Annotated in this window: 14 protein-coding genes and 1 pseudogene; 7 read left to right on the forward strand and 8 right to left on the reverse strand. The window is 67.3% G+C overall.

The features are described 5' to 3' along the window. The first annotated feature begins 22 nt into the window (after positions 1 to 22). Positions 23 to 771, forward strand: a pseudogene (locus tag GAA2_RS06260) (SDR family oxidoreductase). 10 nt (positions 772 to 781) lie between these two features. Here GAA2_RS06260 and GAA2_RS06265 read toward each other — a convergent pair. From GAA2_RS06265 to GAA2_RS06280, 4 genes are all read right to left on the reverse strand, one after another. Then, positions 782 to 1,315 (reverse strand): hypothetical protein, encoded by a 534-nt coding sequence (locus tag GAA2_RS06265; protein ID WP_040004699.1) that lies wholly within the window; start codon positions 1,313 to 1,315, stop codon positions 782 to 784. Positions 1,316 to 1,335: 20 nt separating this feature from the next. Beyond that, positions 1,336 to 1,863: a hypothetical protein gene (locus tag GAA2_RS06270; protein WP_040004700.1), complete on the reverse strand. Its 528-nt coding sequence runs from the start codon at positions 1,861 to 1,863 to the stop codon at positions 1,336 to 1,338. Between the two features lie 109 nt (positions 1,864 to 1,972). Then, complete coding sequence (pgi, locus tag GAA2_RS06275) at positions 1,973 to 3,670, reverse strand: glucose-6-phosphate isomerase (protein ID WP_006436125.1); 1,698 nt, start codon at positions 3,668 to 3,670, stop codon at positions 1,973 to 1,975. A gap of 75 nt (positions 3,671 to 3,745) precedes the next feature. Next, positions 3,746 to 4,105, reverse strand: a complete 360-nt coding sequence (locus GAA2_RS06280; RefSeq protein WP_006436126.1) for a chorismate mutase — start codon at positions 4,103 to 4,105, stop codon at positions 3,746 to 3,748. A 100-nt stretch (positions 4,106 to 4,205) separates the two neighbouring features. Between GAA2_RS06280 and GAA2_RS06285 the strand changes: the two genes are divergently transcribed. After that, the gene (locus tag GAA2_RS06285; RefSeq protein ID WP_040004701.1) at positions 4,206 to 6,017 is read left to right on the forward strand and encodes a hypothetical protein; all 1,812 of its coding nucleotides are present in this window, start codon (positions 4,206 to 4,208) and stop codon (positions 6,015 to 6,017) included. A gap of 1 nt (position 6,018) precedes the next feature. Here the strand turns inward: GAA2_RS06285 and GAA2_RS06290 are convergent, their stop codons facing one another. Beyond that, on the reverse strand, positions 6,019 to 7,575 hold the full coding sequence (locus GAA2_RS06290) for a hypothetical protein (RefSeq protein ID WP_006436128.1): 1,557 nt from the start codon (positions 7,573 to 7,575) through the stop codon (positions 6,019 to 6,021). A gap of 194 nt (positions 7,576 to 7,769) precedes the next feature. Here GAA2_RS06290 and GAA2_RS06295 point away from each other — a divergent pair, with 194 nt between their 5' ends. Next, positions 7,770 to 10,283: a UvrD-helicase domain-containing protein gene (locus GAA2_RS06295; protein ID WP_191834820.1), complete on the forward strand. Its 2,514-nt coding sequence runs from the start codon at positions 7,770 to 7,772 to the stop codon at positions 10,281 to 10,283. A gap of 271 nt (positions 10,284 to 10,554) precedes the next feature. Here GAA2_RS06295 and GAA2_RS06300 read toward each other — a convergent pair whose 3' ends face one another. Further along, a complete protein-coding gene (locus GAA2_RS06300) occupies positions 10,555 to 11,700 on the reverse strand; it encodes a M23 family metallopeptidase (protein WP_191834821.1) in 1,146 nt (381 codons plus the stop codon). Positions 11,701 to 12,147: 447 nt separating this feature from the next. Between GAA2_RS06300 and sucC the strand changes: the two genes are divergently transcribed. Together sucC and sucD are read left to right on the forward strand one after the other, a co-directional pair. After that, positions 12,148 to 13,311 (forward strand): ADP-forming succinate--CoA ligase subunit beta, encoded by a 1,164-nt coding sequence (sucC, locus tag GAA2_RS06305; protein ID WP_096273431.1) that lies wholly within the window; start codon positions 12,148 to 12,150, stop codon positions 13,309 to 13,311. A gap of 13 nt (positions 13,312 to 13,324) precedes the next feature. Next, on the forward strand, positions 13,325 to 14,227 hold the full coding sequence (gene sucD / locus GAA2_RS06310; RefSeq protein ID WP_006436132.1) for a succinate--CoA ligase subunit alpha: 903 nt from the start codon (positions 13,325 to 13,327) through the stop codon (positions 14,225 to 14,227). 72 nt (positions 14,228 to 14,299) lie between these two features. Here the strand turns inward: sucD and GAA2_RS06315 are convergent, their stop codons facing one another. Continuing rightward, a complete protein-coding gene (locus tag GAA2_RS06315) occupies positions 14,300 to 15,331 on the reverse strand; it encodes a DUF1524 domain-containing protein (RefSeq protein ID WP_096273436.1) in 1,032 nt (343 codons plus the stop codon). 199 nt (positions 15,332 to 15,530) lie between these two features. Between GAA2_RS06315 and GAA2_RS06320 the strand changes: the two genes are divergently transcribed. Together GAA2_RS06320 and GAA2_RS06325 are read left to right on the forward strand one after the other, a co-directional pair. Then, entirely contained in the window at positions 15,531 to 16,181 is a 651-nt protein-coding gene (locus tag GAA2_RS06320) for a hypothetical protein (RefSeq protein ID WP_096273438.1), read from the forward strand. Further along, a complete protein-coding gene (locus tag GAA2_RS06325) occupies positions 16,178 to 16,654 on the forward strand; it encodes an RDD family protein (RefSeq protein ID WP_006436135.1) in 477 nt (158 codons plus the stop codon). The genes GAA2_RS06320 and GAA2_RS06325 overlap by 4 nt, the downstream gene beginning before the upstream one ends. On the opposite strand, the gene GAA2_RS06330 is transcribed toward GAA2_RS06325, so the two are convergent. Next, complete coding sequence (locus GAA2_RS06330; protein ID WP_096273440.1) at positions 16,638 to 17,102, reverse strand: SRPBCC family protein; 465 nt, start codon at positions 17,100 to 17,102, stop codon at positions 16,638 to 16,640. The two genes, GAA2_RS06325 and GAA2_RS06330, sit on opposite strands and share 17 nt — an antisense overlap. Between the last annotated feature and the right edge of the window lie 94 nt (positions 17,103 to 17,196).

The raw sequence follows: 17,196 nt of genomic DNA on the forward strand, positions 1-17,196 counted from the left end.
TGGTGCCGGTAGGTTCGGGTCCATGACCGCGACGACACGGCAGAAGATCCTCATCACGGGTGCGAGTTCGGGACTCGGCGAGGGCATGGCCCGCAGATTCGCCGCCCAGGGGCGTTCGCTGGCACTCGCCGCGCGACGCCTCGACAAACTCGAGGCGCTGGCCGCCGAACTGCGACCCTCGGCGGCACAGGTCGCGATCGCCCGACTCGACGTCACCGACCTCGACGCGGTGCCGGTCGCCTTCCGCGCGCTGGCCGGCGAACTCGGCGGCCTCGATCGCGTCATCGTGAACGCCGGGCTCGGCAAGGGGGCGCCGATCGGCACGGGTAAGGCGGCGGCCAACCTCGAGACCGTACAGACCAATCTCGTCGGCGCGCTCGCGCAGGCCGAGGCCGCGCTGGAGATCTTCCGCGAGCAGAACGCCGGCCACCTCGTCCTGGTCAGCTCGATCTCCGGGGTCCGGGGCATGCCCAAGGCGCAGGCGGCGTACTCGGCGTCGAAGGCCGGTCTGACCGCGCTGGGGCAGGGACTGCAGGCCGAGTTCGCGGGCTCACCGATCAGGGTGTCGGTCGTGGCGCCCGGCTACATCGAGACCGACATCAACCGTGGCGTGAAGACCTCGCTGATGGTCGACACCGACAAGGGCGTCGACGCCATGGTCGCGGCGATCGAGGCCGAGAAGAACTGGGCCCGGTACCCGCGTGGCCGTGGACGCCGATCGCCGCGGCGCTCAAGTACCTGCCGGCGTCGATCAGTCGACGGATGGTCTGAGGCGGAGCGGCTACTTCCAGTAGTCCTCGTCGAACACCTCGTCGGGGATCTCGTCACCGGGTTCGACGCCGAGCTTCTCGAGCCGGCCCATGATCGCGGCGGCGGTGGCCACGAAGGTCACGAGATCCTCGGATTCGACGGATCTTTCGGCGGGATCGCCACCGAGGAACTCGTAGAGGGCCGGCGGTACGCAGGCGCCCATGTCGAGCGAGCGTGTGCCGGTGGCGGTCCGCCAGGCATCGAAGCTCGCGACGTCGACGGCTTCGGCGACCTCGCCCGTGCGGACGGCTGCGAGCACGTCGTCGATGGTTGCCAACTCACCCGAAGATCCGCTGGACGCGTCGAATCCGAGCACCGTCTCGGCGTCGATGGATTCGTCCTCGGCGAGCGTGAAGTAGACGACCCCACGCCAGTCCGAGGCCAGCGCCTCGATGTCGGTCCGGCCGAAGATGTCTCCCAGCAACTCGCTGACCTGGTCACGACGACGGCTCCCCAACATCTGAAATGCGCCCGACGCCACGCTCTGTCCCTGCTTGTTCGCCACAGACCGTCACCTTACGCAGGTCAGTCGTCGATGCCGAGCACGACCACGCGGCCCGTCGACGGCGACAGGTACACCGTCGCCCGCCAGTCACCCGACGAGAACGCGTCGTCCAGGTGCTGCCCGCCGACGAACTCGCCGACCGGGACGAAGCCGCGCAGTTCGGCGGCCACCCGGTCGGGCGCGGCCACCGGTTCCGCGTGATACTCATCGGCCCAGGCGGTTGCGCGCTCGGGCCCGACGTCGACGACGGCGTCGAACCAGTAGGCGGTGGGACCGGGTACCCGCTCGGAGGACCCGGGGGCGGACCCGAGGGTTCCCGCTGCCCAGCAGTCGACGATGCCGTCGGTGAGCAGCGGAAAACGACGGGCCACCGGCTCGATGTTCCGGCTGGGACCGGCCGTCACGACCTTCACCGCCGCGGGAGCGGACATCGACGTGCCCGGCGCGCGATCGACGGGATCGTCGGGGGTGCAACCGGTGACGCCCACGAGAGCCAGTGTGACGACCGCGAATCCGGCTGCGGGGCGTCGAATCCGGTGTGGCAGCATCCCGCCACGCTAGCTTCCCGCGATCCCGTTTCCCATCCGCTGATCGGATCCGATCAGCGCGAAGGAACCGGCACTGCGGGAAGGGAACGCGCTCGCGGGAGCTCCGACCTCAGACCGCTCGACCCCGATGGCTGCGGTACCACGCGACCAGCTCGTTCGTCGACGAATCGTCGTCGCTCGCGGGCGCATCGGCCTGGGTGATGGTGCCCAGGAGTGCCTTCGCCTGGGTCTTGCCGAGTTCGACGCCCCACTGGTCGAAGGGGTTGATCCCCCAGATGACACCTTCGACGAACACCTGGTGTTCGTACAGCGCGATCAGCTGGCCGATCACCGACGGGGTCAGTCGGGGAGCGAGGATCGACGTGCTGGGGCGGTTGCCCGGCATCACCTTGTGCGCCAGCACATGTGCGGGTACGCCCTCCGCGGCGATCTCGTCGGCCGTCTTGCCGAACGCGAGCACCTTGGTCTGCGCGAAGTAGTTGCTCATCAGCAGGTCGTGCATCGAACCCGATCCGTCGGGACCGGCGGGCAGGTCGTCGGTGGGTTCGGCGAAGCCGATGAAGTCGGCCGGCACGATCCGCGTGCCCTGATGCAGCAGCTGATAGAACGCGTGCTGGCCGTTGGTTCCCGGCTCGCCCCAGAAGATCTCGCCGGTGTCGGTGGTGACGTGGTGTCCGCTCGCGGTCACCGACTTGCCGTTGGACTCCATGGTGAGCTGCTGCAGGTAGGCGGCGAAGCGTGCCATGTCGTTGCTGTAGGGGAGGACCGCCCGGGTGTCGATGTCCCAGAAGTTGTTGTACCAGAGGCCGATCAGGCCCAGGATGACCGGCGCATTCTGCTCGAGCGGCTGGGTGCGGAAGTGTTCGTCGACGATGTGGAAGCCGTCGAGGAACTCGGCGAAACGCTCCTTGCCGATCGCCGCCATCACCGACAGTCCGATCGCCGAGTCCACGGAATAGCGTCCGCCGACCCAGTCCCAGAAGCCGAACATGTGGGAGGTGTCGATCCCGAACCTCGCCACCTCGTCGGCATTGGTGCTCACGGCGACGAAATGCTTTGCCACCGCCTCGGACCCGGCATCGAGGGCCTCGAGCAGCCAGCTCCGTGCGGCGGCGGCGTTGGTCAGCGTCTCGAGGGTGGTGAAGGTCTTCGACGCGATGATGAACAGCGTGGTCTCGGGGTCGAGCCCGTCGAGGGTGCCGACCATGTCGGCCGGATCGACGTTGGAGACGAAGTGGCAGCGGATCCCGGCGTCGACGTAGTGGCGGAGAGCCTGGTACACCATGACCGGCCCCAGGTCCGACCCGCCGATGCCGATGTTCACGACGTCGGTGATGCGTTTTCCGGTGTGGCCCTTCCACTCTCCGCTGCGAAGACGGTCGGTGAACTCGCCCATCCGGGTGAGGACCTCGTGCACGTCGGCCACCACGTCCTGCCCGTCGACGGTCAGGGTGGCGTCGGCCGGGAGCCGAAGGGCGGTGTGCAGGACGGCCCGGTCCTCGGAGGTGTTGATGTGCGCGCCGGCGAACATGTCGTCGCGGCTCTCCTCGAGTCCGACCTCGCGGGTCAGGCTCATCAGCAGTTCGAGTGTCTCCCGCGTCACCCGATGCTTGGAGTAGTCGATGTGGAGATCGCCGACGTCGACGGTCAGATCGCGGCCGCGCGCAGGATCGAGCGCGAACACCTCGCGCAGATGAAGTGCGTACACATGCGGTTGGTGTGCGGCGAGAGCCTGCCAGGACTGCGTTGCGGTGATGTCGCCGTGGTCGGTGCCGGTGAAGTCGCTCCCGGTTGCCTGCGTGCTCATGACACCCAACCCTATGTGTTCGGCGTCCCCACCGCGACGCTCGTCACAGCCGTCGGCACAACTTCACGATCGCGGTCAGCGTCCGAGCGGACCCCGCCCGAGCCGGAGCAGGAGCATCGCGAGGGTGTGACCTTCTTTGCCGAGATCGGCGAAACGATCGAGGACCTTCACCTCGCGGCTGTGCACGAGTCGCGGACCGCCCGACGCCATCCGCGCGGCGCCGATCTTCTTCGAGACCGCCGAGCGTCGTTTGACCGCACCGAGGATGACGGCGTCGAGCCGGTCGATCTCCAGACGCAGTTCGTCGATGTCGTCCGGCAGGTCATCGACGTCGGAGGTGAGCTGGTACTTCTCGAGATCGATCGTGTTCTCGAAGGACGTCCCCGTCGATTGCTGGGGTTCGTCGGATCCGGAGCTCGGGCTGCGATCGGTCACGGCCTGATTTTGCCACGTCGCACCGATCCGACCTGCAGGTACCCGAGCGGACCCGACACCCCCCGATGTGCTCGCGGTCGCCACATGGAGACTGGAGCGCATGCTCAATGCGCGCATGATGTCGATGATCGCGGTGGCCCTGATCGCCGGACAGCTGATCATCCGGGGGTGGCTCGTCGCGACCGGGAACTTCTACTGGGACGATCTGGTGCTGATCGCCCGGGCCTCGTCGAACCCGATCCTCTCCTGGGAGTACCTCGGGCACAGTCACGACGGCCATTTCATGCCGGCGGCCTTCCTGCTGTCCGGAGTGGCCACGTGGCTGGCGCCGGTCAACTGGGTGGCCCCGGCCCTGACGCTGATCGTGCTGCAGGCCATCGCGTCGATCGCGGTGTGGCGGATGATCCGCGTCATCGCGCCCGCGGCCCGGGCCGGCGCGCTGGTGGCGCTGGCGTTCTATCTGTTCAGTCCGATGACGGTGCCCGCCTTCGCGTGGTGGGCGGCGGGCCTCAACACCCTGCCGATGCAGGCGGCGCTGGCCTGGATCGTCGCCGACGCCGTGGGACTCGCACGCGGTGACGTCGACCCGGCCCGACGCCGCGCCGTGTGGATCCGGTCGACGGTGGTCTTCGTGGTCGCACTGGCCTTCTTCGAGAAGTCGCTGTTCATCCTCCCGATCGCATTCGTGGCCGCGGTCCTGGCGAACGGCAGTGGGCGACGCTCGCTGACGTCGACCCTGCGCGCCGGCCGCGAGCTGTGGGCGTCGCTCGCGGTGATCACCGCGATCTGGACCGTCGTGTACTTCGTCACCGCCGATCCGACCGCGGGCAACCACTCGGTCGAACAGACCGCCCGGCTGGTGTGGCGTTCGGTGAACCACGCCATCGTGCCGTCGCTGGTCGGTGGCCCGTGGGAGTGGGACCGGTGGACGCCGAGCCCGCCCACCGGGTTCCCCGCGACGTGGATGATCGTCGCCGGCTGGGTGGTCCTGGCCGCGGTCGCCGGGTGGGCGGTGACCCGGGCGCGCGGGGCGGTGCCGATCGTGGCCTTCGCGGCGCTGTACGCGGTCGCTGCGCAGATTCCGGTGATGTGGAATCGGTCGAGCCCGGAGACCGCGCTCGAGCTCGCCCAGCACATGCGGTATCTCCCCGACACCGCGCTCGTGTTCGCCATCGCGATCGCGCTGCTGGTCGGCGTCCGGCCGACGAATGCCCGGCCGACCGATGCGCAGCCGGACCGCCACGCTGCCGAGGAGACGTCGCCGACGGTGCTCCTCCTGCCCGCTGTCGGTGCGCTGGCCATGGTGTCGGCGCTCGTCTCGCTCGTGTCGTTCTCGGCGTCGTGGCGTGACAACCCGACCGGCGACTACCTCGACGCGGCGGTCGCCACCCTGCACGACAACGCCGACGCGACGCTGCTGGATCAGTCCGTCCCGCTGGAGATCCTGCAGCCGGTCGTCTACCCGGACAACCAGATCAGCCGCATCTTCGGTCGAGTCGACCCGCGGCCGGTCTTCGGCACGAGTACCGACCGCCTCCTCGTCCTGGACACCGCGGGCAACGCAGTGCCCGGCGGGGTGACCCAACGCCGGCTCGTCACCGCCGGAAAGGGCAGCTGCGCCCGGCCCGAGATCTCCGGACCGTCACGTCTGGAACTCGACGGCCCGCTGTTCCGCTGGCCGTGGACGGTCGCCCTCAGTTATTGCGCCACCCGCGACGGCGAGATCGAGATGAAGCTCGACGGCGGCCGGGCGGTGCGCGTACCGGTCCGGTCGGGGCTCGGCTCGATCTACGTCCGCCTCGACGGCGGCGGCGACGCGATCTCGGTGCGTCCGGTGACCGCGGGGCTGCGACTCCACACCGGCGCCGGCCGGGTCGGCGAAGCGGTCGAGGCGCGCTTCGCCGGCGGCTGACCTACTCGTAGAAGTACGCGGTGACGTTGTCGGTCTGTCCCTCGGAGTCGATCAGCGAACGCAGCGCCGACGCGGTCTCCGGCTCGTTGACGAAGTAGACGACCTTCACGTCCCCTGCGGCCTTCACCTGCTCGCCGATCTGCTTCTTGAGGACCGCGGTCCCCTCCCAGCTCGGGTCGAAGCTGCCGGCACTGATGTGCTCTTTGTAACCGGGACCGAAGGTGACGTGCAGGTTGCCATCGGTGCCGATGCCGTCGAAGAGATACTCACCGCGCTTCACCGCGTAGTAGCTGGGCAGACCGGTGATGCCGGCGCCGTAGCGCGCCTGCTCGGGGCTCTTGTTCCCGGTGCGGACGTAGACGACCTCGGTGTTGGTCTGCTTCTCGTTGTCGTCGATGAGTTTGTTGAGGTCGGCCTCGGTGGTGTCGAGGAACGCCAGGTAGGTGTATGCCGAACGCGGACCGATCGACGAGTTCGCCGGCAGGTTGGTCGCGGTGCATCGCGTCGTGGCGGTGCGGCCGAAGTCGACGCGCACGACCGGCTTGCACTCGCCGCCCAGTGCGCCCGCGGGGCGGCCGCCGACGGCGAAGTTCAGGGTCATGCCGTAGTTGAAGTGACCCGTGACGTCGTCGGCCCACGGGATGCCGGAGACGGAGAAGTCGTAGGCGCAGGCCACGGTGGTGCACTCGCCGACCAGTCGCGGGGTGACCACCGGTTGCTTGGCCCACAGGCCCGGCGCCGGCGCCGACACCAGATCGCCGACGAGGGCACGCTGATTGGCGAACACCTTCTGGGCCTGGTCGGCGGGCTGCAGGCTCACCGAGGTGTCGATGTCGTAGGTCGCCGAGCCCTGCTTGGACTGACCCTTGACGTTGGTGACGTTCTTGGTCTCCGGATCGAAGGTGACCTCCCAGCCGCCGATCTTCACCTTGTTGTCGCCGATGAACTCGATGGGCGGGTCGCTCGTCGGCCACCGGCGGGCGTCGGGCGTGCCCTTGTTCGGGGTGGGGAGCTCGGCGCCGAGCTGCGGTTCGGAATCGGATTCCACGTTGCCGATGTCGCCGGCGAGGTTGTCCGGGCCGAGGATGGTGCCGAAGCGCGGGAGGCTGGTGAAGCGGGTCGACGCCCACTTGTTGTCCAGCGGCGCCATGTCGAGGTTCAGCTTCTCGTCGGCGACGAGCAGCTCGTTCCACAGGGCGTTGGGCGCGCTGATGAAGGGGTTGTTGCTGATCTGGCGGTACTCACCCTGCTCGGATCCGAGCGACACCGTGCCCTCGGCGGTGTTCGACGTCGTCACGATGAGGTCGCTGAACTCGACCGTGCCCTCGCCGCGGGCGTCCTCGTACTTGTAGGCGACCTTGCCGGTGTACTTGGCCGCGGGGCTCGTCGCCATCTTGAAGAGCACCTCGTCGAGGCTCTTCTGGCCGCGGAACGCGGCGGTGGGTTCGACCGTGCCCGCACTGCTGAACGGCACGAACGACAGGATCAGGGCCACGGCGAGTGCCAGTGCTCCGACGACCATCACGATGGCGGCGGGGACAATGGACGGTCTCTTCATGGTCGCCTCTTTCGGTCGACGAGGCATGGATCCGCATCGACGGGCGCCCCGAGCCAGTGATACCGGGTCATCGTAGCCGCGGGAACAGGCGTCTCGGGTGTCAACGCACGGGGCGGTCGAGCGATCGGACGACGGGCGTTCGGGCACATGGCCTGCGGAGAGGTGTCGGTGCGGGCGGGTAGCCTGGACTACCGATGAACAGCTCTTCTTCTGCCCCTCTCCTCGCCGGTCGTACGTCTTCCTCCTCCTCGGGGACGGCTGCCGCCGACGACCGTGTCGCGCGCCTGCTCGAGGGCCTCAATCCACAGCAGCGCGCGGCGGTGCTCCACGCGGGCTCACCGCTGCTGATCGTGGCGGGTGCGGGGTCGGGCAAGACCTCGGTGCTGACCCGCCGAATCGCCTACCTGCTGGCGGCGCGCGACGTCACGCCCGGGCAGATCCTGGCCATCACCTTCACCAACAAGGCCGCCGCCGAGATGCGCGAGCGGGTGATCGACCTCGTCGGCCCGCGGGCGGCCTACATGTGGGTGTCGACCTTCCACTCCACGTGCGTTCGCATCCTGCGGGCACAGTCGGGGCTGCTGGAGTCGATGAACTCCAACTTCTCCATCTACGACGCCGACGACTCGAAGCGGTTGCTGGGCATGATCATCCGCGACCTCGATCTGGACCCGAAGAAGTTCAGTCCGCGTGGCGTCTCGGTGGCCATCTCGAACTTCAAGAACGAGCTGATCTCGCCCGACGGGGCGGCGGCCGCGGTCAACGAGGACGACCTCGCCGCGGCGACGATCGCCCGCATCTTCGCGGAGTACCAGCGCCGGCTGCGGGCGGCGAATGCGTTCGACTTCGACGATCTCATCGGCGAGACCGTCGCGCTGCTGCAGCGGCACCCGCAGGTGGCCGAATACTACCGGCGCCGGTTCCGCCACGTCCTCGTCGACGAGTACCAGGACACCAACCACGCCCAGTACGTACTCATCCGCGAACTGGTGGGCGAGCAGACCACGGCGAGCGGACTCGAACCGTCGGAGCTGTGCGTCGTGGGTGACGCCGACCAGTCGATCTACGCCTTCCGCGGTGCCACGATCCGCAACATCGAAGAGTTCGAGCGCGACTTCACCAACGCCGAAACCGTTCTGCTCGAACAGAACTACCGCTCGACGCAGACCATCCTGTCGGCGGCCAACGCGGTCATCGCGCGCAACACCAACCGCCGCGAGAAGAAGCTGTGGACCGACTCCGGCGACGGCGAGCTCATCGTCGGCTACGTCGCCGACTCCGATCGCGAGGAGTCGACGTTCATCGCCAAGGAGATCGAGGAAATCACCGACTACTCGATCGGCGGCAGTTCGAGCCACAAGTACTCCGACATCGCGGTTTTCTACCGCACCAACACCGGCTCACGTGCGATCGAGGAGGTGTTCGTCCGCCACGGCATCCCGTACAAGGTGGTCGGCGGCACCAAGTTCTATGAGCGCAAGGAAGTCCGGGACGTGGTCGCCTACCTGAGGGTGATCGCCAACCCGGATGACTCGGTGAGCCTGCGACGCATTCTCAACACCCCCCGTCGCGGCATCGGCGATCGCGCCGAGGCCTGTGTCGCCGTGCATTCGGAGAACACCGGACGGAGTTTCTACGAGTCGCTGATCGACGCCTCCGAGGGCAAGGTCGCGTTGCTGAACACGCGCGCGGTCAAGCAGATCGGTGGCTTCGTCGAACTCATCGAGGGTCTGCGCGCCGACTTCCTCACACATTTCGGCGACTCCGACACCGAGGACGCCGACACCGCTTTCCTCGACGCCACCGAGGAGTCCACCGACATCGGTGAACTCGTCGACGCCATCGTCGAACGAACCGGTTACCGTGCCGAGCTGGAGGCGTCGAACGATCCCCAGGACGGCGCACGGCTCGACAACATCAACGAACTCGTCGCCGTCGCACGGGAATTCAGTGCCGACGCCGCCCAGATCGACCTGGAGGCCGACGAGGATCCGTCCATCGAGAGCGATCGCGAGGGCGAGCCGGAACCCGGTTCTCTCGCAGCGTTCCTCGAACGTGTCTCGCTGGTCGCCGACGCCGACCAGGTGCCCGACGAGGGTGACGGCGTCGTCACGATGATGACGCTGCACACCGCGAAGGGTCTCGAGTTCCCGGTCGTGTTCGTGACCGGTTGGGAGGACGGGCATTTCCCGCACATGCGCGCTCTCGGCGATCCGGCCGAACTGAGTGAGGAGCGTCGTCTCGCCTACGTCGGCATCACGCGCGCCAAGCAGCGTCTGTATCTGACCAGGTCGGTGACCCGCGCATCGTGGGGGCAGCCGGTGTCGAATCCGGAATCCCGCTTCCTGCAAGAGATCCCGCAGCATCTGATCGACTGGCGACGCACCGAGCCGCGTCGTTCGGCGCGTGGCTTCGGCGGGTCGTCGGGCGGGGTGTTCGGTCGCGACGGCTCGTTCTCGGGCTCGGGTTCGGGTGGTTCGTCGTTCGGTCGTGGGCGGTCGTCGTACTCCTCCGACCCCGCGCGCGGACGGAACAAGCAGGTGCACTTCGACATCGGCGATCGGCACAACCATCCCAAGTACGGCATGGGCAAGGTCGTGGCCAAGGAGGGGAGTGGCGCCACCGAACGTGTCACCATCGACTACGGCGGCAGCTCCGGACGCGTCACCCTGCTGACCGCGGGCGGAATCCCGGGGGAGAAGCTCTAGGAAGTAGTGCGGCGGCCCTTCGAGGCTCGTCGCTAACGCTCCTCGCACCTCAGGGAGCGAGAATGGGCGTGCGCTATCGCTACTGAGGGGGCGAGAATGGGCGTGCGCTATCGCTACTGAGGGGGCGAGAATGGGCGTGCGCTATCGCTACTGAGGGGGCGAGAATGGGCGTGCGCTATCGCTACTGAGGGAGCGAGAATGGGCGTGCGCTATCGCTACTGAGGCAGCGAGAACGGGCGTGCGCCTCAGACGGGCAGCTGTCGGAGAAAATCTAGCCGGTGTAGCCGGAGAGCTTGACGCCCTTGGCGGCGAGCCACGGCATCGGGTCGATCTTGGTGTTGCCGTTCTTCCACACCTCGAAGTGGAGGTGCGGGCCGAACGAGAAGCCCTCGTTGCCGACGAGCGCGATGACATCGCCCGCGGTGACGTGCTGGCCTTCGCTGACGAGGACGCCCGACGAGGACATGTGGCCGTACATGGTGACCGTGCCGTCGTCGGCGCGGATCTGGACCCAGTGGCCGTATCCGGAGGCCGGTTCGGCCTTGATGACGACGCCGTCGGTCGCCGCGTGGATGGGCGTCCCGAGCGGGGCGGCCATGTCGATGCCGCCGTGCATGGTGCCCCAGCGCATCGCGAAGGCGGAGGTGAAGTCGTACTTGCCGAGCGGGATCGGCGAGGCGAAGAGCGGGCGACGAGCCAGGGCCTCGCGCTGCGCCTCGTCGGCGGCCATCTTGGCGCCGACGCCGAGCTGACCGGTGAAGACGTTCATCTGGTCGGTCACCGGCGATGCCGTGGCGACTCCCGGACCGAGGTCGACGGGGGCAGCGGCGTCGTTGACCGCTGCTGCGTTCACCGGCGCCGTCGCGGGCGCGTCCTCGGTGGCACCGACCTGAGAGACGGCGGCGACGGCTGCGCCCGCTGCCATGGCGATCAGAGCGGCGCGACCGCCCTTGAGGGCGTTCGGCGGTGCCGCGATGCGATGCTTGCCGCCACGACGGACGCGCTGGCCGGCCGGGTTCGTGCGGAACGGGCGGAGTGCGGAGTCCGTGTCGGACTCGTCATCGATGAGGATGTCCAGTTCGGCGCCATCGACGTCGAACGGCTCGTCGTGTTCGTACTGATCGAACTCGTGCTCGGGGATCAGGATGTCCTGAGTGATCTCCGAGTGGGTCGGGCGGTAGTAGCCCGTCCAGGACGAGGGAGTCCAAGTGGTCTCGTCGGACGGTGTCCGGGTGGCGGAGGAAGACGAGTCGGAGGTGTCGTAACCGAAGTCGTAGTCGCTGAGGTCGTAGTCCGTGTCCTCGTCGACGACGGGGATGATGGTGGTCATCTCTTCTGCTCTGATGTCCTCGACCAACCCGCCCGATCGGACGCGGCTCGATCCGCGTGAGACTCCGGGTCCCGCCAAATCGTCCACCTCATCTCTTCGCTGCCGCGGATCCGAAATCATCGTCCGTAATCCTTTTGTGACCAATCTCCGAAGCCGACGGTAACGAAATGATTGCGGCAAGTCCAACCCTAGAAAGCCGCTAACCGGAAATTTGTGAGCTGAGTCACAAGACTTTTCCAACTTCGTCAGATCGTCGAATTGCTGGTTTGCCGACCTGCATGAGGTGGCTCGCCGGCATCGTCGCCGCGATCGATTCAACACTGTGTGCGAAAGGCGTGCCCCGTCGGGTCTGGGGGACGGCAGATGTGCCAGGTGAGACGTATCGCGACGTACCCGGGAGTAAGTTCGGACCGAGCGAGTGATCTGTCGCACAAGGGCAGGGTGCGCGCGAAAGGGCGATCCAGTACGGGTTTAGAGTCCGATATGGCCCGCGTTACACCCTTAAGCGGGCAAATCTACGAGATGGTGAGCTGAATGGATCTCTTCGAATACCAGGCGAAGGAACTGTTCGCCAAGCACGGGGTTCCCACCACACCCGGTCGGGTGACCGATGATGCCGCCGACGCGCGGGCGATCGCCAAGGAAATCGGCAAGCCCGTGATGATCAAGGCGCAGGTCAAGACCGGCGGACGTGGCAAGGCCGGCGGCGTGAAGTACGCCGCGACCCCGGACGACGCGCAGTCCCACGCCTCCAACATCCTTGGTCTCGACATCAAGGGTCACATCGTCAAGAAGTTGCTGGTCGCCGAGGCCAGTGACATCGCGGAGGAGTACTACATCTCTTTCCTCCTCGATCGTGCCAACCGCACCTACCTGGCCATGTGCTCGGTCGAGGGCGGCATGGAGATCGAAGAGGTCGCCGCGACCAAGCCCGAGCGTCTCGCCAAGGTCGCCGTCGACGCCGTGAAGGGTGTCGACCTGGAGACCGCCCGCTCCATCGCCGAGCAGGGCCACCTGCCTGCCGAGGTCCTCGACGCAGCCGCGGTCACCATCGCGAAGCTGTGGGAGGTCTTCGTCAAGGAAGACGCTCTCCTCGTCGAGGTCAACCCCCTCGTCCGCACCCCTGACGATCAGATCCTGGCCCTCGACGGCAAGGTCACCCTCGACGCCAACGCCGACTTCCGTCAGCCCGGCCACGAGGAGTTCGAGGACCGCGACGCCACCGATCCCCTGGAGCTCAAGGCCAAGGAGAACGACCTCAACTACGTCAAGCTCGACGGCGAGGTCGGCATCATCGGCAACGGTGCGGGTCTGGTCATGTCGACCCTCGACGTCGTCGCCTACGCCGGTGAGAAGCACAACGGCGTGAAGCCGGCCAACTTCCTCGACATCGGTGGCGGTGCCTCCGCGGAGGTCATGGCTGCCGGCCTGGACGTCATTCTCAACGACGAACAGGTCAAGAGCGTCTTCGTGAACGTCTTCGGCGGCATCACCGCCTGCGACGCGGTCGCCAACGGCATCGTCGGAGCACTCGAGAAGCTGGGTTCGGAGGCCAACAAGCCTCTCGTCGTCCGCCTCGACGGCAACAAGGTCGAGGAGGGCCGCAAGATCCTGGCCGATGCGAACCACCCGCTGGTCACGCTCGCCGAAACCATGGACTCGGGTGCCGACAAGGCCGCCGAGCTGGCGAGCAAGTAAGGGAGCCCGGAAAATGTCGATCTTTCTGAACAAAGACAACAAGGTCATCGTCCAGGGCATCACCGGCGGTGAGGGCACCAAGCACACCGCTCTGATGCTCAAGGCCGGCACCAACGTCGTCGGCGGCGTGAACGCGCGCAAGGCCGGCACCACGGTGTCGCACGTCGACGCCGACGGCAACAACATCGAACTGCCGGTGTTCGCCTCCGTCGAAGAGGCCATCAAGGAGACCGGGGCCGACACCTCGATCGCCTTCGTGCCGCCGAAGTTCTCCAAGGACGCCATCATCGAGGCGATCGACGCGGAGATCCCGCTGCTGGTCGTCATCACCGAGGGCATCCCGGTGCAGGACAGCGCCTACGCGTGGGCCTACAACGTGGAGAAGGGCGCCAAGACCCGCATCATCGGCCCGAACTGCCCCGGCATCATCACCCCGGGTGAGGCACTGGTCGGCATCACGCCGAACAACATCACCGGCAAGGGGCCGATCGGTCTGGTCTCCAAGTCGGGCACCCTGACCTACCAGATGATGTACGAGCTGCGCGACCTCGGCTTCTCGACCGCCATCGGCATCGGCGGCGACCCGGTCATCGGTACCACCCACATCGACGCCATCGAGGCGTTCGAGAAGGATCCCGAGACCAAGCTGATCGTGATGATCGGCGAGATCGGTGGCGACGCCGAGGAGCGTGCCGCCGACTACATCAAGGCCAACGTCTCCAAGCCGGTCGTCGGCTACGTCGCCGGCTTCACCGCGCCGGAGGGCAAGACCATGGGTCACGCCGGTGCGATCGTGTCCGGTAGCTCCGGCACCGCACAGGCGAAGAAGGAGGCCCTCGAGGCCGCGGGTGTGAAGGTCGGCAAGACGCCGTCCGAGACCGCCGCGCTGGCACGGGAGCTCTACGAGGCCCTGTAAGTCGTCTCGACACGAAGAACCCGAGCGGGAGTCATCCCGCTCGGGTTTTTTCGTGCGCTCGGATCGGGGTTACTACTCGCAGGCGACGCCGTCGCCGTCGCGGTCGAGCTTGGCGCGGTAGCCGGGCTGTCCGGCGTACAGCGGGGCGGCCCCCGCCGCTCGTGCCGCCGAGCAGTTCGCGTAGTACGCCGAGGGTGCGTCGGGGGTCGGTGCCTCGGGGGCGTAGAGCCGCGGCGGTGTGTAGGTCGCCTCGGGGAGGGGAGTCGCGGTGGAGGTGCGCGTCTCGGTGCGTTCGGTGGTGGCCGGCGCCGGAACGGTTGCCCCGCAGCCGACCAGCACGCGGGTGATCGCGTCCTTCTCGGCCTGGGTCACCCAGAGCCGGTAGGCGACCTTCACCTCGACCTGGCGGGCCACGTAGGTACACCGGTAGCCCTTCTCGGGCGGCAGCCAGGTGGCGGCGTCGCCGTCGCCCTTCTTCTGGTTCGTCGGACCGTCGACGGCCTGTAGGTTGCGTGGATCGTTGGCGAAGTCGGCGCGCTGCTGCGGGGAGAGTTGCTGCGCACCTTTCTGCCACGCGTCGGAGAGCGCGACGACGTGATCGATCTGAACTGCCGAGGACGTGTCCTGGCCGCGGACGAACCGGATCGTCGTGCCGGTGTACGGGTCATCGAGCGTGCCCGACAGGACGGCACATCCGTTGGACCCCGGCTTGAGTGTGATGTCGGTCAGGTCGCGGCGCAGGATGTCGTTGCGGGTGTCGCAACCATTGTGTCCGCCGTCGACGGTGACGTCATCGGACCAGGCCTGCCCGAACAGGTCGCGGTCGTACCCGGTCTTGGGTGCGCGTCCCTTGACGGCCAGGGTGTTCAGCGTCTCGAGGGCGTTGTCCGCGGCCGGTACCGAGGCCACGGTGATCACGGGCGAGGGGGTCGGCAGGGGCTCCTCGGTGGTCGCGACGGCCGAGGTCGTCTCGGGCGTCGGTGGTGTCGCGGCCACCGGTTCGGTGAGCCCGCAGCCGGCGGCGGCGAGTGCGAAGGCCGCGACGGGGCCGGCCGCGATCAGCCATCGAGCCTGCGGTGTCGAGCGTGGGACGGATTCGGGCATCGTCGAACAAACCTCTCATAGGACCACTCATCATCATGACGCGCACTTGTCTCGACGGGCCTCGAGCTCCATATCGATTGTGGAACGGCGCCGTTACACGACCCGCGACGTGACACGATTGCGACGGTCCGCGCCGATCCCCGCGTGCGATAATTCGGCGGTGAACCCAGAGCCGCGGGGCGGTGCGACATCCCAATTGATGAGGGAGTCGCTGCATTTCGCCGGCGTCGTCGTCGACGTCGCCGAGCGTCTGCCCGTCGCGGGCGGAGTCATCGGTGCGGTACGCACCAGGGCGCAGCAGTTCGTCGGCGACACCAGCGTGTGGGTCGCCACGACGACGCGGACGATTCTCGGTGCGGTGATCCGCGAGGTCGTCGGGGTCCTCACCGAGGAGGTCGACCTGACCGATCTCGTGTTGCGCAACGTCGACCTGCGCCGGCTCATCGCCGAGGTCCTCGCGGTCATCGATCTCGACGCGGTGATCGAGACCGTCGACCTCGATCGTGCTGTCGCGCAGGTGGATCTGATGAAGGCCATCGATCTGGTGGACCTCGACGAGGTGATCGGGAAGGTCGACCTCGACTCCGTGGCCGCCAAACTCGACATCGACGCCGTCCTCGACCGCGTCGATCTCGTCGGACTGGCCGAGGAGATCATCGACGGTGTCGATCTCCCCGACATCATCCGGGAGGCCAGCACGTCGGTCACCGCCGATGTGATGACCGACGTCCGGAGCACCAGCGAACGCGCCGACGACGCGGTCGCCAACGCGGTCAACCGATTCCTGCGCCGGCGCGCCGCCGAGACCGTGGACGAACACGTACACGGACGGGACGGTGGGGGCGGATGACGGCCGAACCCACACCGGACCACCCGGTGGTGCATCGTGCGCACGCCGTGCAGGACCGGGACAAGAACGCCGGGATCGTGAGTCGCGGTATCGCGGCCTTCCTCGACCTGCTCGTGGTCTGGACGATCCTGGGTGCGTGCTACATGGGTCTCGCGCTGATGAAGTTCGTCATCTCAGTCAGCGAGTTCGACTTCCCCGAGGTCAATCTGTTCTTCACCACAACGGGTTTCGTGGTCACCTCGGTGCTGTATCTGGCCACGTGCTGGGAGGTGTCCGGCCGCACGCTGGGCTCGGTCGTGATGGGCTTGCGGGTGGTCAACGGCAAGGGTGTGCGCGTCCGGCCCTCGGTCGCGGTGCTGCGGGCGCTGCTGTGCACGTTCTTCGCCATCGGTCTGGCGTGGGTGATCGTCGACCGTCGGCGTCGCTCGGTCGCCGACATCGTCTTCCGCACCCGGGTCATCTACTCTCGCTGACCGCTTTCAGCTGTGCCAGGCCCTTCTCGAAGTCCTTGCCGAGCATCTTGTCGAAGAAGCCGAACAGGCCGCCGACGCGGCTGAACAGGGTCTGCTTGCCGACCATCACCCAGGTGACCCGGGTGGCCTCGCCCTGGGGGACGAGTTCGAAGGTGACGGTGTTGGTGGCCTTCATCGGCTTCTCGAAGTCGAGTCGGACCTCGACCTCGCGCGGTGCGTCGACGCGGGTGATCTCCATGGCGCCGCGCCCGGCCTTCTTGTTGCCGGACCACGCATACTCCGCGCCGACACCGGACTCCGCGCCGGAGTATTCGCGATGCAGGTCGGGATCGACCCCCTCCCACGGGGACCAGTGGACCCACTGCCGAAAGTCGATCAGGTACGGCAGGATCGCGGCAGGCTGGGCGTCGACGACGGTCGAACGGGTGAAGGTGAAGGTGTCGGCCATGATGTCTCCTGAGAGCGAGGTCGGGTTGTCGAGAAGTATGACACCGGCGGTGAGCGGAATTCATCGCTTCTCTCCCGGGGCGTGATGCACGAGC

Source organism: Gordonia ajococcus (assembly GCF_012974285.1).
Taxonomy (GTDB): Bacteria; Actinomycetota; Actinomycetes; order Mycobacteriales; family Mycobacteriaceae; genus Gordonia; species Gordonia amicalis.